The 14,961-nt window shown below is 64.3% G+C and carries 10 protein-coding genes; 5 read left to right on the top strand and 5 right to left on the bottom strand.

Features of this window, described 5'->3' with window-relative positions; genetic code table 11:
* Window positions 1-5: 5 nt before the first annotated feature.
* The 4 genes from ILT43_RS16255 to ILT43_RS16240 form a co-directional block, all read right to left on the bottom strand.
* On the bottom strand, window positions 6-1,178 hold the full coding sequence (locus ILT43_RS16255) for a TRM11 family methyltransferase (protein ID WP_204200036.1): 1,173 nt from the start codon (window positions 1,176-1,178) through the stop codon (window positions 6-8).
* A complete protein-coding gene (locus tag ILT43_RS16250; RefSeq protein ID WP_204200035.1) occupies window positions 1,175-2,671 on the bottom strand; it encodes a hypothetical protein in 1,497 nt (498 codons plus the stop codon). The genes ILT43_RS16255 and ILT43_RS16250 overlap by 4 nt, the downstream gene beginning before the upstream one ends.
* 1,249 nt (window positions 2,672-3,920) lie before the next feature.
* A complete protein-coding gene (locus ILT43_RS16245) occupies window positions 3,921-4,187 on the bottom strand; it encodes a DUF1488 family protein (RefSeq protein WP_204200034.1) in 267 nt (88 codons plus the stop codon).
* A gap of 178 nt (window positions 4,188-4,365) precedes the next feature.
* Window positions 4,366-4,881, bottom strand: coding sequence for a Ros/MucR family transcriptional regulator (locus ILT43_RS16240; RefSeq protein WP_204200033.1), 516 nt, complete (start codon window positions 4,879-4,881; stop codon window positions 4,366-4,368).
* Window positions 4,882-5,307: 426 nt separating this feature from the next.
* Here ILT43_RS16240 and rpsU point away from each other — a divergent pair, with 426 nt between their 5' ends.
* The 3 genes from rpsU to ILT43_RS16225 all read left to right on the top strand — a co-directional run bounded on the left by rpsU (window position 5,308) and on the right by ILT43_RS16225 (window position 10,776).
* Entirely contained in the window at window positions 5,308-5,508 is a 201-nt protein-coding gene (rpsU, locus tag ILT43_RS16235) for a 30S ribosomal protein S21 (protein WP_055997902.1), read from the top strand.
* A gap of 399 nt (window positions 5,509-5,907) precedes the next feature.
* Window positions 5,908-7,557: a carboxylesterase/lipase family protein gene (locus ILT43_RS16230; RefSeq protein WP_204200032.1), complete on the top strand. Its 1,650-nt coding sequence runs from the start codon at window positions 5,908-5,910 to the stop codon at window positions 7,555-7,557.
* A 285-nt stretch (window positions 7,558-7,842) separates the two neighbouring features.
* Window positions 7,843-10,776, top strand: a complete 2,934-nt coding sequence (locus ILT43_RS16225) for a TonB-dependent receptor plug domain-containing protein (protein ID WP_425530310.1) — start codon at window positions 7,843-7,845, stop codon at window positions 10,774-10,776.
* Window positions 10,777-10,817: 41 nt separating this feature from the next.
* Here the strand turns inward: ILT43_RS16225 and ILT43_RS16220 are convergent, their stop codons facing one another.
* Entirely contained in the window at window positions 10,818-11,819 is a 1,002-nt protein-coding gene (locus ILT43_RS16220) for a substrate-binding domain-containing protein (protein ID WP_204200030.1), read from the bottom strand.
* A 197-nt stretch (window positions 11,820-12,016) separates the two neighbouring features.
* On the opposite strand from ILT43_RS16220, the gene ILT43_RS16215 reads away from it, so the two are divergent.
* Window positions 12,017-13,258 (top strand): MFS transporter, encoded by a 1,242-nt coding sequence (locus tag ILT43_RS16215; RefSeq protein WP_204200029.1) that lies wholly within the window; start codon window positions 12,017-12,019, stop codon window positions 13,256-13,258.
* Window positions 13,255-14,946 carry a glycoside hydrolase family 43 protein gene (locus ILT43_RS16210; RefSeq protein WP_204200028.1) on the top strand — a complete coding sequence of 564 codons (1,692 nt, stop codon included), beginning with the start codon at window positions 13,255-13,257 and terminating at the stop codon, window positions 14,944-14,946. Before ILT43_RS16215 ends, ILT43_RS16210 begins: the two co-directional genes overlap by 4 nt.
* Window positions 14,947-14,961: the final 15 nt, after the last annotated feature.

The following is a 14,961-nucleotide window of genomic DNA, read 5'->3' as shown; positions in this document are numbered from 1 at the left end:
GTTGGTCAGCCCCTGCGTTGAAGTAGAACGTACTGGTGAGACGTGACGGTACCCTTGTCGCGTATGCCGTGGCTCTCACAGTGGCCGACATCCTCGTCGAACATGTCGATGACGCGCAGGTCTGCCTTGGCGATGTCGACTAGATCGCGTGCCATGTCGCATTTCGTGCTCTTGCCCAAATGAAGCGCCAGGTAGCCGGAACGCTTCAGTCGCTCCGCCGCCTGTCTGAAGATGTTTTGATAGACATTGAAGTCGATCTTCTGCCGGCGTTCCACAAAGCGTTTGGGTTGGTTCGTAAAGTCTGCCGGGTTCCATCCGGCAAACCACAGCCGCATCCAGTTGGCGGAATAGAAGCGGGTGCTGTCGAAAAAGGGTGGCGAGGTGATGATAGCATCGAGATCGTTGACCTCGTCCGGCCAAGCTTCGGTCGCGTCCTGATCGAAGATCAGGCCATCGGCGGCGGTAGAAAGTTCAGCCGCGAGGATGCGTTCGATCTTCGTCCGAAGACGAGGAATGAGATCTCGGCGCTCAAAATCTCCAGTGGGGGCGAATGGCGTTATGGGATGGGACCGACGCGAAAGGGCGTATGGCCGATTGCCGTGAAGGATATGCAGTAAGCATCCGAGTACCATCGCTCGCTCGGGGAGATCGAAGCCGAACTCGAGGAAGTAAGCTCTAGCACCGAGGATCTGCTTGAAGGTATCCGGGTGGAAGTACGCTTCGACTGGGCCGTTAAAGCTGACGCTCCCGGCGATATGGTTGTCATCGCCGTCCTGAGTAAGGGAGATCCACTTCTCCAGCCTATCGAGTTCATCCCAGACCCCGCTCGGATCCATGGGCTGAACCTTGGCGCGCGATATTGCGACAGCGGCGGGACTGATGTCGAAGCCATAAGCAGTGTGGCCTGCCAGACGAGCCTCAAGTGGAATGGTGCCGACGCCCGAGAACGGATCAAGCATCCTGCCGCCGCCCTGCGGCAGTAGGGCTCCCACCAGACTGTTAGCGATGGCTGGCTTGAGCTTGCCCTGGTAAGAGCAAAGTGAATGCCAAGGATGTCCCCAGTTGCGCTTCGCCTGCTCTCCCGACTGATGAGGTAGCGCGCTTGCCAGGTGCGACCAGCCCTTTGGGACGACCGCCGGCCGCTCGGGGGCGCTATTTTCTGCTAGGTACATGCTCATATCACCCGAAAGATCTGAAGGGTCTGTCGAAGCTGCCTACCGGAACGGGATGCTCGCTCCCGAAGGACGACTTCCTTCTCGAACTCAAAATTTCTTCGGGTCATGAGCGCACGAAGAATGGTGTCCGTACGAACGTGGACATCGCCGTAGCAAGAGTCGCCGAGATCCACAGCCACGCATGCGTCGCGCTGCACGACGGCCCGAAGCCGTCCGAACGCCTCGTCCATCTCGGCGAAGTATGCGGCGGCCATCTTCGGGATGCGCTGATCGTAGGCGTCGTCCTCGAGAGCCATCAGGGTTTTCTGCAACTCCTCGCTTTGGGGCACTACTCTGGCACCAACCTTTCCGTTCGTGACGTCATTGATACCTGACGTAATCGCGGCATCACGAAATCTTCTGAGCTCGGCCTTCGTGGACAGATAGCGAGAAAACCACAGCTCAATCTTCGTATTGCGGAAGTAGTTGGTGCCGTTCAGGTACGGCGGGCTGGTCACCACCGCGTCGAATGGCCCGCCATCTGACACATGGACGTCTCGCACGTCGGCGCTGGCGAGCTTGATTGTACCATTCGCCTGGTCGAGATCGAGAAGGTCACTCGCCATCATGCGGGCTCTGGCAGCGGCGTCCTCCACGGGATCCGTCCGGTGAATGGCGAGCTCTGTAGACGTCCGGAAGCGCAGATCTCCTCGTCGTACCATCAGAGAGTTCGTTACAAGGCAACCCAGCACCGCGACCTCGACAAGGCGGCCGAGCTGTTCATTCTCCCGGCCGATCTCATCCACCACCGTTCGAAGTGATAGGACTGCCTCGAAGTCCGGGGCGCGAAAGAACGGACGAGTGCCGAACACCTGCAAGAAGGCGGCGCGGAGATCCTCCGCAGGCTTTACTGCAGCGACCCTTGCCCTCAGGTCGTCCGCAACCCGCCGTAGGCTGCCCGCAATCTTGAGCCGCTCCGCATCGGGCAGCAGGATGGCGAGCGACTTGGCTTCGATGACGCGACGACAGGCGGGATTGACCTCGCAGTACTCCGCCCGCATCCCCAAGGTGGCCGCGGTGAGTGCGGTTGTTCCGGACCCGCAAAATGGATCGATGACGGATGTCGCGCCCGGTGCATAGGAGTGGAGGATGGCTCGGACGAATGCAGGCGAGTAGCCTTCCAAGTAAGGAAACCAGTCGTGAAGTGGGCTTCCTTTCCCTCCGACGAAGGTGGACTGTATGGTCGTATCGGTACCGATGCTGTTCACCGACAGTGGCCGGACAACGGAACGAAGTCGGTCCCTGACGTAGCCGGAAGCGGTGCTACCCGCTTGATCGGCAGCTTTCTGAAGATCGCCGAAGCTGTCGTGGCCGATGGCTCGTCGTATCGCATGGCTGCTTAGGTGAGCTATCGCACCAAAAAGCTGCCCGTCGCCGGCCGAAAATGAAACGGTCAAACCTGAGCGGCCTCCGGGCGAGGCATGATCGGCGAAGTAGACCGTCTTGAACTGCTGCATGCGCCGCCTACTAGAAGAGTGTATATACCATAATACAGGCGCGGGGATCAGGGGCAACCGATTTGTCGTTGTAGAGACCGAGCCAGGAGCGATGCTCGCGTTACGCCATGGGGTTCGACGGTCTACGCCGCGTGATCCGGCGAACAGCTGAACACCTGACAGAAAACGTTTTTCAATGGGTTTTGGCCGAGCGGGTGCGGCCGCAGAGCCTTCTGGGATGATACATCCTTATCCAATAAGGCGGGTATGGCGTTCGCGACTATGTTCATTCGCCCGCGAGCTGATTGAGCAAAAGAGGTTCTTGGAACCACTCACTAGCTCGTCACGGCTGAGATGAACAAGCGGCCAGAGCCGGGCAGCGCAAGTCCTTACGTGAGCCTCCACACGTCGTCTGTGCTCGCCTGCACACGTGATGGGCCGCAGGTGAATGGGTCGCGGGCGCGATCGACACGTGCCTCCACCCAAATACCAGCGATTAGGGCCGCATTTAGGGTCGGCTATTGTCGTTTATACTAAACCCCAACATTTCTCATGTTCTTCGATGGTGATTAGGTTCCCTCCGTCTCCGCCAATGCGGCTTCTTTTGCTCAGCTTTCGCTGCTACTTACGGAAATGAGCGCCGTGTCGGTCCGCGGATCGCCTATGTTCCGGCCTTTCGTGGTACGCGGATGTAAGAAATGGACGGACGACTGGTGGGGATTGGTCCGTAACGAGAATATCACGAGCCTGCCGCAGCGACATAGCAGCGGAACGCCACGGACCGCTTCGGTCTGTGAGTCGTCGCGTCGCGGGTGGCGGCCGCGATCCGAGCGCCGGCCGCCTGGGATGCGTCGGCGACGAGGCCAGCGGAACGCTCGAGCAGCTTACCAGTTGGGGCGACGCCAATACGCCGCACCCCCTGGCGGTACTGCGGCGCATCCGGGACCGTCGCCATCGGCGAGGCAGAGCCCGTCACGGGGCGGGTCGCTGAGGCTGTCCTGATTCGAAGGCGGAGAAGCACGGAGCGTCCCGCGCTTCGCCATGTCGATAGCTGGGCCTTGCGCGGCCTCAGCGAGCCGTTCGTGCTTCTCGCCGCCCATCGTAGAGCGGCGTAGCCACGCTAGACCACGCTTTACCGTCGTCACTGCCACTATCATGCTTGTGACCCTCGCCCCCGTCTGCCTGCACATGCGGGTGCAGCAGGCGCTGACGGCTGGCGAGGTGCGGTTGCGGTTCCGGCGGAGGCCAAGCCGTGGATGCTGGCGGGGGCTTATTCCAGATCGTCTTCGGTGATGACGACGAGGTCGCTCGTGTTGCGGGCGGCGACGTCGATGCAAACGTCGACGAGTTCGTCGCTGAAGCGCTCGAACAGCTCCAGGGCATCGTTCTCGGGCTCGTCGCCGCTCAGTTCGGTGAGGACAGCGTATTTGACGGCGAAATCGCGGTCGTCGCCGGCGATCTCGGCGGTGAATTCGACCTGCCGCTCGCGATCGTTGTCGGTCAGGCTGTCGTGATCGATCTTGAAACGGCTGGGCATTGTCTGAACTCCGAAAGCGGTCGGGCGACCTGCCTTCTTTGACAGGCTGGCACAACCGCTAAAATCACCTGCTCGACAGGGCCGGATGTTCACCCGGCGCGCCCGCCGGAGTTGCGGCGCCCTGCGGACCAGCGCGTCGAAACATGGGGGAGGGCGTACGCTCCTCCCCCACGCATGCCTATTCGGCCGTGCCGAGCGCCGTCTTGGCGGCGTCGAGAGCGGCCTTGCCGGTCTTGCGAACCTGCTTGACGGCACCTTCGGCCTTCTTGGCGACCTTTTGGCCCGGCTTGCGACCGAGACCGATGGTCTTGGCCATGGCGCGGCGCGCTTCGCTGTAGGCTTCTGCGACCATCGGATAATCCGCCTTCAGGCCGAAGCGCTCACGATACTGCTCCGGAGTAAGGCCATGGCCGTTCAAGTGGCGACGGAGGGTCTTGTACGGCTTGCCGTCGATCATGGAGATGATGTGATCGCGCGAGGCCAAGGATTTGCGGGCGGTGACGGCCGGCGTGTAGGTCTGCTCCGCCGAATCATCCTGGGGTGCCGCGGCACCTTTGCCGAGCTTGTTCAGGGCGTCGTGCATGGACGCGATGAATGCCGGCACGTCGTCGGCGTTGGTGCGCGTGCTGGGATTGGAGAGCCACGCAATGGTGAGTTCGGTCGCAAGTTCGACCGTGTTGATGTCGTCAGTCATTCAGATACTCTTGCCCGATACGAGGATAGCATGCCGGATTACGCTATCCGATCTATGCCCGATCGCTAAATGATACAACGGCAGCTACTGTCAATACTGTCTACGGAGATGTCCCGTAATTCGACAATCGTGATGCTTAAGGCGTGCGATGCCGATGCGATCCCAATCGGCGTGCCGAACAGATCCTCTTTGGGCAGGAGGGGGTGGCGGCGAATTCATTGGTTCCGGCCACTATGCGCCGTACGTCTTTACTCGCGGACACGCGTGCGGTGCGTTGCACCCGTTGGCGCGAAGACGTTCGGGCAAGGCGGTCGGGGCCTCGTGCGCCCGGCCGCGTGAAGAGTGTTCCTCAACACAACGCTTGGCGAGCCACGCATCCCCGCATACAGGGGGCGCGCACTGCCAATTTCGAGAATCAGACCAACCATGCAGATCATCGTTCGCGACAACAATGTCGATCAGGCACTCCGCGCGCTCAAGAAGAAGCTTCAGCGCGAAGGCGTGTACCGCGAGATGAAGTTGCGCCGGCACTACGAGAAGCCGTCGGAAAAGCGCGCGCGCGAGCGTGCGGCGGCGATCAGCCGCGCTCGCAAGGCCGATCGCAAGCGGGCCGAACGCGACCGGTAATCCGTCGCCGGCCGCGCCGACATCGGGTCGGTGGCGGCCGCCTGCCCTGCTGACGATGCCGCCGGCCGGGGCTCCATAGCAATGAACAGCGGGAGCGTGTGACGCAGGACGTGCGTGACACGCTCCCGCTGCCTGTCGTCGCGCGTACTGCTCTTCGCGCGTAATGCGAGCGGGACGACGTCGATCTCGCCCGCCTTCAGCATGGCCGCGCGATCGGGGTGACCTGCCCATCGAGCGGTGTGCACGAAGGTCCGGGTCTGAGCGGATCGATACGCCCGTGAACATACTCCAAACGACGCCCCAAACCGTCCCTGCCAAATATCCTATATGATTTCCTCGCCCGTGTAGTACCATCGGCCCTGGCGACCGCGATGCGGCGCAGGAGAGGGAGTTCACGTCATGTCAGGTCTGCCGATCGGTCGTCGTCAAGCGATGGTCGCGCCCATCTTGGGTGCGGCCGGGCTCATGCTTCCCGGCGCAGGGGCCGCCCAGGCCCGCAGGCGGCCATCGGGCCGGTCCACCCTGTCGACGCCGCGCGACGCCACGGCACGGACGCAATATGGTCCCGTGCGAGGCTATCTCGATGACGGCGTCTACACGTTCAAGGGCATCCCCTACGGCGCCGATACGGGTGGCGAGAACCGCTGGCTGCCGGCCAAGCCGCCGCGGCGTTGGACGGAAGATTTCCATGCCTTGTCATACGGTCCCAATTGTCCGCAGACGCTGCACGACTTTCGCGCGGTAGAGCACACTTTCCTGCAACAATGGACCGACGGGTTCCTTGGCGAGGATATGTTGCGGCTCAACATCTGGACGCCCTCGCTGTCGGGCAGCAGGCCGGTGATGGTGTATTTTCACGGAGGCGGCTTCAGCTTCGGGTCCTCTTACGAACTCGCCTCCCACGATGGCGCGCAGATGGCGCGCCATCACGATGTCGTGCAGATTTCGCTCAATCACCGGCTGAACGTGCTCGGCTTCCTCGATCTGAAGGACGTGGGCGGCTCCGCCTATGACGAATCGGTCAACGTCAGCATGACCGACTGCATCGCCGCGCTGCGATGGGTGCAGGAGAACATCGCCAGGTTCGGCGGTGATCCGAACAAGATCATGATCTACGGCCAGTCCGGCGGCGGATCGAAGGTGACCACGCTGCTTGGGATGCAGAGCGGGAAGGGACTGATCCATCGTGCGGCGGCGCAATCGGGCGGTGGCGGAGCGTTGCCGACCGCGGATCAGTCGCGGGAATTCGCGCATCGGCTGCTGCGCCGTCTCGATATCGGCGGCAAGGACATCGGCGCTTTGCAGAAGATCGAGTGGAAGCCCTTGTTCGAAGCCGGTAATGCGGTGGCCGACGAGATCAATGGTCCACGCGGTCCGATGGGGCCTGCCATGACGCCGCGGGTCGGATGGAACCCGACGCTGGACGGCCGGGTCATCGATGTGCGCTCCTTCGCCGATACGGCGCCGGCGGTGTCGCGCGACGTGCCGTTTATGGTGGGGAATACCAGCGAGGAGGGCATGAGGTGGGGCTACAACCCCCAAGAGGCGCAGTGGCGTGCCGATCTGACGAAACAGATGGGAGGAGCCAAGGCGGGCCGGCTGATCGCGGCGATGAAGGCGGCGCACCCGGAGAAAGCCACGCGAACGCTGGCTTACGGGGTGCAGGGCCTGATGAACCGCAACCGCGTTCAGAGCATGGTCAAGCTGAAGCACGGACAGGGCGGAGCGCCGGTCTACCAGTATCTGTTCCAGTTCCAGTCGCCGCAACTCGGCGGCGTGGCAGGAGCGTGGCACACCGCCGAGCTCGCCTTCTGCTTCGACAATGTCGAGCGTTGCGCGCAGGGGACGGGCAACACGGTGGAAGCGCAGCGACTGGGCCGCACGATGGCCACGGCCTGGGCGAATTTCGCGCGCACGGGCAATCCGAGCCAGCCTTCGCTGACGTGGACCGCAAGCGATCCGGCGCGCTGCCAGACAATGGTCTTCGATGTCGACAGCCGGATGGTGGACGATCCCGAGGGCGACTCGCGCCGCATCCTGCTCGGTTGAGGAAAAACGGGGTCAGGTCCGTCAGTCCGACCCGCCGCGGCGCGTCGGTCAGGCACGTCGATCCTCGGGCTCCCAGCCTTCTGCACGACGGTCAAATGTTCGATCATATAGGATTTTTCCTGTCCGAGTATTGACATGTCCGCTCGACACTGGGATGTCTCTGGTAACGTTACCAGAGACAAACTGGATCGATGGGAGAGGATTGTGGCTTTGAGTAATTCGAGCGGATTGCGTTTTCGGCGCTGGCGGTTGGGTGCGGTCAGTTCGGCGGCGATCACGACGTGCCTGATCGCATCGCCAGCCTCCGCCCAGCTTCCGGCGACGCAGGCGCAGGAGCAGTCCGGCGCCGCGGCTGCAACGGCTGCGGACACGGTGATAACGACTGCCAGCCCGCAAGACACGGTCGCGGACCCGGAGGCGGGCGCGGCGCAGGACATCATCGTCACCGGATCGCGAATCACGACCGGCGGCTACACCGCGCCGACTCCAACGACGGTGATCGACGCTAGTGCGATCGCGGCGAACGCGCAGCCTAACATCTTCACGACGATCGCGCAGTTGCCGTCGCTGCAGGGATCGACCGGCACGGCTACCAACACCTTCAGCACGTCTAGCGGGCAGCAGGGGCTCAGCTCGTTCTCCCTGCGCGGCGTGGGCGCGATCCGGACACTGACGCTGCTCGACGGGCAGCGCGTCGTCGGAGCGAACGTGACGGGTGTTCCGGACATCAGCCTGTTCCCGCAGTTGCTGGTGAAGCGGGTCGACGTGGTCAACGGCGGCGCATCGGCATCCTACGGATCGGACGCGGTCGGCGGCGTGGTCAACTTCATCACCGATACGCGGTATCAGGGCGTGAAGGGCAATGTGCAGGGCGGCATCACCAACTACGGCGATAACGAGCAGGTGCTGGTGCAGCTTGCGGCCGGCACCAGCTTCTTCGAAGATCGCGTGCATGTCGTCGCCAGCACCGAATATGCGCGGGAAGAGGGTATCGGCGGCGGTGAATTCGGTATCGGTCTGGCCGGTGGGCGCGACTGGTTTCGTCAATCGACGCTCATCAACCGCAACGTCCTGAACGACGGATCGCCGCAATATCTGTTCCGGGACTTCGCCCAGCCGTACAATTACACGAAGTTCGGCCTGATCACCGCTGGACCGCTCCAGGGCACCGCGTTCGATCAGGCGGGCAACCCGTTCCAGTTCCAGTACGGCTCCAACGGCACCCCCGCGCGCGACGCCGCGGGCTCCGTCACCGGGTGCTTCCCCGGTTTCTGTCTGGGCGGCGACCTGTCCGGCAACGTCGATGCGGGCCGATCGCTCCAGTCGCGCATCCAGCGCGTCAACAGCTATGGCCGGATCGGGTTCGACTGGGCACCCGACAACGAGATATATTTCACCGGCAACATCGGCCAGGTGAAGACCCGCAACCAGCCGGTGGGCGGGCAGAACCGTCCGAACCTGACGATCCAGTGCGCGAACCCTTTCGTTCCCGCACTCGTCCAGGCCGCCTGCGCGACCGCCGGCATCACCAATTTCCAGTACGGCACCAGCAACGCCGCCCTCGGCAACACGCAGGTGCACACCGACCGGCGGCAGTATCGCTTCGTCGCCGGAGCGAAGGGGCGTCAGTCCGTCGCCGGGTCCGACTGGACCTACGACATGTACTACGAACACGGGACGAACTACTCGGACATCGATGTCAGCAACATCCTGCTGTCCAATCGCTTCAACCAGGCAATCAACGCCACGACGCTGAACGGTGCGATCGTCTGCGCCAACCCGGTGGCGCGAGCGGGCGGTTGCCAGCCGCTGAACATCTTCGGGGGCAATCCGTCGCAGCAGGCGCTCGACTATATCATGCCGGCCAACGGACCCTACCAGCGGACCCGGCAGACGCAGGACGTGATCAGCGTCAACTTCTCCGGCTCCCCGTTCAGCCTGTGGGCCGGGCCCGTCTCGTTCGCATTCGGCGCTGAGTTCCGGCACGAATATTATCGCGTCCGCGCCGATCCGTACGGCGCAGGCATCGAGAACACGCCGAACAACGCGGCCTATCCGTTCGACCCGTTGCTGCTGCCGGGCGGCAACAACTGGTACGCCGGCAACTACAAGAACGGGCAGGGCGCCTACAGCGTCAAGGAAGCGTTCGTCGAAACGAACATCCCGCTTCTGGACTCGGACGGTGCGGGACGCGCGAACATCAACGGCGCGGTCCGCGTCACCGACTACAGCACCTCCGGCACGGTCTGGGCGTGGAAGGTCGGCGGAACATGGGACCTGCCGATCGACGGCTTCCGCATCCGCGGCGTGACGTCGCGCGATGTGCGCGCGCCCAATCTGTCGGAACTGTTCGCCGCACCCGTCACGACGACGCTGCCAAACTTCTTCGATCCGTTCCGCAACGTGAACGTGCTGGCGATCCAGAATACCATCGGCAACACCAACCTGACGCCCGAGATCGCGCGCAACTCGACCGCCGGCATCGCCTTCTCGGACTCGAAGTGGCTCCCCGGCCTCAGCGTGTCGGTCGATTACTATCGTATCAAGATCAAGGACGTGATCTCCAGCCTGGGCGCAGGCGACATCGTCAACCTGTGCTTCCGGAACATCCTTCCCGCCGGTTGCAGCGCGTTCAACCTGAACAACACCAATGGCCCGAACTTCATCAACGTCCAGGCCTTCAATCTCGCGTCGATCGATACCGAGGGTTTCGACATCGAGGCGAGCTATCGCTGGCAGCGCCCACTGGGCTTGCCGGGCAACTTCACCGTGCGCGCGCTGGCGACCAACATCCGCAAGTTCGTGACGGACACCGGCCTGCCCGGCACGATCCCGAACGATACCGCGGGGGTCAACACGGGGAGCACGCCGGACTGGAAGTGGCTGGCGCAGCAGAGCTACTCCAACGACGACTTCTCCCTGCTGGTTCAGGAGCGGTGGTTCAGCGACGGCGTGCTGGGGAACCAGTATGTCGAGTGCGGCGCGGGCAATTGCCCGGCATCGACCACCACGCGGCCGACGATCGACCAGAACTTCATGCCGGGTGCGTTCTATCTCGATATCGGCGGCAGCTATAACGTCACCAAGGAGATCACCGCGTACTTCAAGGTCGACAACCTCCTCGATCGCGATCCGGCCAAGTCGCCCTTCTTCGTCAATCCGGCGCTCTACGATGTGTATGGCCGGATCTACCGCGCGGGTGTGCGATTCAACTTCTGATGCTGGGGAGAGGCGAGCGTAGCGAGAGCTGCGCTCGCCGGTCACGCCGGCGCGGCGGTGGACTCCCGCTCGACGAGCAGGTGGTCGAGGATGCAGGTCTTGCCGGCCACCTCGGCCGCCGACGGTCCGGTGCGCATCGCCTGGATCAGCCGCTGCATCGCTTCGGCGGCCAGTGCGCGGACCGGCTGGCGGATGGTGGTGAGCGGCGGCCAGAGCGTGACCGCGGCGGTGCTGTCGTCGAATCCGGCGACGGTCAGGTCGCGGGGCACGTCCATGTGCCGTCGGTGCGCCACCGACACGACGGCGGCGGCCATATCGTCGTTGCTGGCGAAGACCGCGCTCGGCGGGCTGGCCGCATCGAGCAGCGTTTCGCCCGCGATCAGGCCGGACGCGTAGCTGAAATCACCTTCGACGACGTGGGTGGTGACCGTCCCGGCATCCCGCACCGCCGCCTCGAAGCCCGCCAGCCGCTCGATACTGGCGGCCTGATCGCGGTTGCCGAGGACGAAGCCGAGCCGCCGATGGCCGAGCCCGACCAGATGCCGCGTCATGTCGTAGGCGGCACGGTGGTTGTCGATGTTGACGCAGATCGCATCCGGAACGACGCCGCCGACGACGGCGACGGGCAGGCCGGCGTCGGTCACGATCTGCCGCACCGCCGCGCTCTCGCCGAGTGGTGGCGCCAGGATCACGCCGCCGATCCGCGATGCGATCAGCCCCTCGATCGCATCGCGCGTCGGTGGCGCGCCGCCTTCGCCCTTCAGCAGGATCAACTGCGCGGCCCGCGCGGACGCCTCCTCGAACACGCCGGCCAGGAAGTCGCTCATGAACGCGGCGCTGGGGTTCGAATAGATCACGCCGATCCTCACCTCTTTCGAGGTGACGAGACTGCGCGCCATCAGGTTCGGCGTGTATTTCAGCGCGGTGATCGCCTCGGTGACCGCCGCGCGCATTTCGGCCCGGACGCCCGCGTCGCCATTGATGACGCGCGACACGGTCATCGGCGACACGCCCGCGGCCTTCGCGACATCGATGATGGTCACGCCGCGTGGGCGACGGGTCGAACGGTCCAAGTCTCTCTCTGTGCTGGCTCCGGCGTATCGTGGATCGTCGCCGCCGCTCAAGGACTTGCATCGTTCCGCCGGGGCACGTCAATGGGGCGTATCGTCTCGGGGATTCGGCGGACCTTTCGGACGTTGTTTACCACAGGGGCCACGGCCATGAATCATGGAGGCGGACGGTGAGACGATTCCCTTATGTCCGCTGGACGATCATCGCGCTGTTCGTCGGCGCGATGGTCATCAACTATCTGACCCGCAGCGTATTGGGCGTCGCGGCCCCGGCGATCATGGCCGAACAGCATATCTCCTCCGCGCAATATTCGTGGATCACCGGCGCGTTCCAGTTCGGCATCATGTTCCAGCCGGTGGCAGGCTATCTGCTCGACCTGATCGGACTGAAGATCGGCTTCACGCTGTTCGTCGCGGTCTGGTCGCTCATCACGCTCGGGCACGGGCTGGCCACCGGCTGGGTCGGCTTCGCGGGGCTGCGCGGCGCACTGGGGCTGGTCGAGGGATCGGCGCAGCCGGCGGGGATGAAGCTGGTCGCAGAGTGGTTTCCCGCCCGCGAACGCGGCGTTGCCGGCGGCATCTACCAGATCGGGGCGTCGTTCGGCGCGGTTTTGGCGCCGCCGCTCGTCGCCTGGTCGGTCTTCAACTATAGCTGGCGTGCGGCGTTCTTCGTCGCCGGCGGGCTCGGGCTGGTCTGGGTGCTCGGATGGATCGCATGGTACGCGCCGCCCGCGCGGCATCGCGCCCTGTCCGATCGCGAGCGGACGCTGATCGTCGAGGGGCAGGAGCCCGCGTTGGTCCGGCATCGCCGCCGGCCGCCGCTGGGCGAACTGCTCCGCCGCCGCAACCTCTGGGCCATCGCGGCGGCGCGGTTCCTGGCCGATCCGGTCTGGGGCATGCTGTCGCTGTGGATGCCGCTCTACCTCGTGCAGGTCCGCCACTTCGACCTCGGACAGATCGCGCTGTTCGCCTGGCTGCCGTTTCTCGCGGCCGATCTGGGGTGCCTGTTCGGCCCGGCGGTGGTGGCGTACCTGCAACGGCGAGGCATCGGGTTGATCGACGCCCGCCGCGGTGTCTTCACGCTCGGTGCGGTGCTGATGACGGGGATGATGTTCGTGGGCAGCGTCACCAGCCCCGTCGCCGCCGTCGCTTTGCTGTGTCTGGGCGGCTTCGCGCACCAGACGCTGTCGGTCACGGTCATCACCCTGTGTTCCGATCTGTTTCCGCAGGATCAGGTCGCGACCGCCACGGGCGTGTCCGGCACGGCCGCGAATCTCGGCGTCCTGATCTTCACCTTGACGCTCGGGTCGCTGGTTGATCAGGTCGGTTATCAGCCCTTCTTCGTCCTGCTCGGCCTGCTCGATCTCGCCGGTGCGGCCCTGCTCTGGACCCTGGTGCGAAAACCCGCATGACTCCTGCCAACCCCATCCTGCGTGGCTTCAATCCGGACCCCTCGATCGTGCGGGTGGGCGAGGACTACTATATCGCCACATCGACCTTCGAATGGTTTCCGGGGGTGCAGATCCACCACAGTCGCGACCTCGCGACATGGCGGCTGGTCGGTCGCCCGCTCGTCCGCCCCAGCCAGCTCGACATGCGCGGCGATCCCGATTCCTGCGGCGTCTGGGCACCGGACCTGAGCTACAAGGACGGCCGCTTCCACCTGATCTTCACCGACGTGAAGCGCTACGGCCGCACCACCGTCGACGGTGCGAAGGGTGCGTCGCTGCGCGATTTCCACAACTTCTGGGTGTGGAGCGATCGGATCGACGGCGACTGGTCCGATCCCGTCCACCTCAACAGCAGCGGCTTCGACCCGGCGCTATTCCATGACGACGACGGCCGAAGCTGGCTGTTGAACATGCTGTGGGATCACCGCCCGGACCGGGGGCGCTTCGCCGGCATCATCGCGCAGGAAATGGACCTGAACGCCGGGCACCTGGTCGGGCAGCGGCACCTCATCTTCCGCGGCACCCCGCTGGGGTTCACCGAGGGACCACACCTCTACAAGCGCGACGGCTGGTATCATCTGCTCGTCGCGGAGGGCGGTACCGAGCGCAACCACGCGGTCGTGATGGCCCGGTCGCGCTCGCTGTTCGGCCCGTATGAAGCGCACCCGGACGGTCCCGTCCTGACCGCGGCGGGCGATCCGGCGTCGGCATTGCAGCGCGTCGGGCACGGCGATCTGGTCGAGACGCCCACGGGCGAGCCGTGGATGGCGTTCCTGTGCGGACGCCCCTTGCCCGCCACGGACCGCTGCGTGCTGGGCCGCGAAACGGCGATCCTGCCGATGCGGTGGGATGCGGACGGCTGGCTGCGCCGCGCCGCGCCGCTACCCACCGAGACGGTGGAGGTGCCGATCGACGAGCGCAGCGAATTCGACGGGTCGCTCCTGCCGCCGGCGTTCCAGTGGCTGCGCACGCCGTACCCGGAAGATCTGTTCAGCCTGACCGAGCGGCCAGGATATCTGCGGCTGTTCGGGCGCGAGACGATCGGCAGTCACTTCCGCCAATCGCTGGTCGCGCGTCGGCAACAGGCGTTTCGGTACGATGCCATGACGCTGGTCGATTTCGAGCCGGAACACTTCCAGCAGGCGGCGGGACTGGTCTGTTACTACAACAGCACCAAATATCATTTCCTGCACATCACTGCCGGCGATGACGGCGAGCGCCAGATCCAGCTTCTGTCGATCCTGCCGCTCGGCGAGGGGCAGAGCTTGATGACGCCGCCGATCGTCGTCGCGCCCGGTCCGGTGGAACTGCGCGCCAGTGTGGACCACGAACATCTGCGGTTCGCATGGCGAATGGAAGGCGACACCGACTGGTGCTGGCTGGCTGAACAGCACGATGCCAGCCTGTTGTCGGACGAAGCGACGCTGCCCGGCCTGCCGAATTTCACCGGCACGTTCGTGGGGATGGCGTGTCAGGACATGGCCGGCACCGGCCGACCGGCGGACTTCCGCTATTTCCACTATGTGGAGGCGCGACAGCAAGACTTCCGCGCACCGTCGCATGCGGCGGGTCCGGCAGATGACGACTGCATCCTCGGCACGTCCTGCACTTTGACGGCACCGGCCATGACGGCTAGCCAGATCGCGTAGGATCCGGGGGGCGCA

It is taken from the genome of Sphingomonas longa (assembly GCF_016892685.1).
In the GTDB taxonomy this organism is placed as follows: Bacteria; Pseudomonadota; Alphaproteobacteria; order Sphingomonadales; family Sphingomonadaceae; genus Sphingomonas; species Sphingomonas longa.
This window is presented reverse-complemented; position numbering and strand designations above follow the sequence as displayed.

What these genes read in the sequence shown, in the direction of transcription:
- ILT43_RS16230 (WP_204200032.1), top strand. Translation starts at nt 5,908, where the DNA reads ATGTCAGGTCTGCCGATCGGTCGTCGTCAAGCGATGGTCGCGCCCATC.
- ILT43_RS16255 (WP_204200036.1), bottom strand. Translation starts at nt 1,178, where the DNA reads ATGAGCATGTACCTAGCAGAAAATAGCGCCCCCGAGCGGCCGGCGGTC.
- ILT43_RS16250 (WP_204200035.1), bottom strand. Translation starts at nt 2,671, where the DNA reads ATGCAGCAGTTCAAGACGGTCTACTTCGCCGATCATGCCTCGCCCGGA.
- ILT43_RS16210 (WP_204200028.1), top strand. Translation starts at nt 13,255, where the DNA reads ATGACTCCTGCCAACCCCATCCTGCGTGGCTTCAATCCGGACCCCTCG.
- ILT43_RS16245 (WP_204200034.1), bottom strand. Translation starts at nt 4,187, where the DNA reads ATGCCCAGCCGTTTCAAGATCGATCACGACAGCCTGACCGACAACGAT.
- ILT43_RS16240 (WP_204200033.1), bottom strand. Translation starts at nt 4,881, where the DNA reads ATGACTGACGACATCAACACGGTCGAACTTGCGACCGAACTCACCATT.
- rpsU (WP_055997902.1), top strand. Translation starts at nt 5,308, where the DNA reads ATGCAGATCATCGTTCGCGACAACAATGTCGATCAGGCACTCCGCGCG.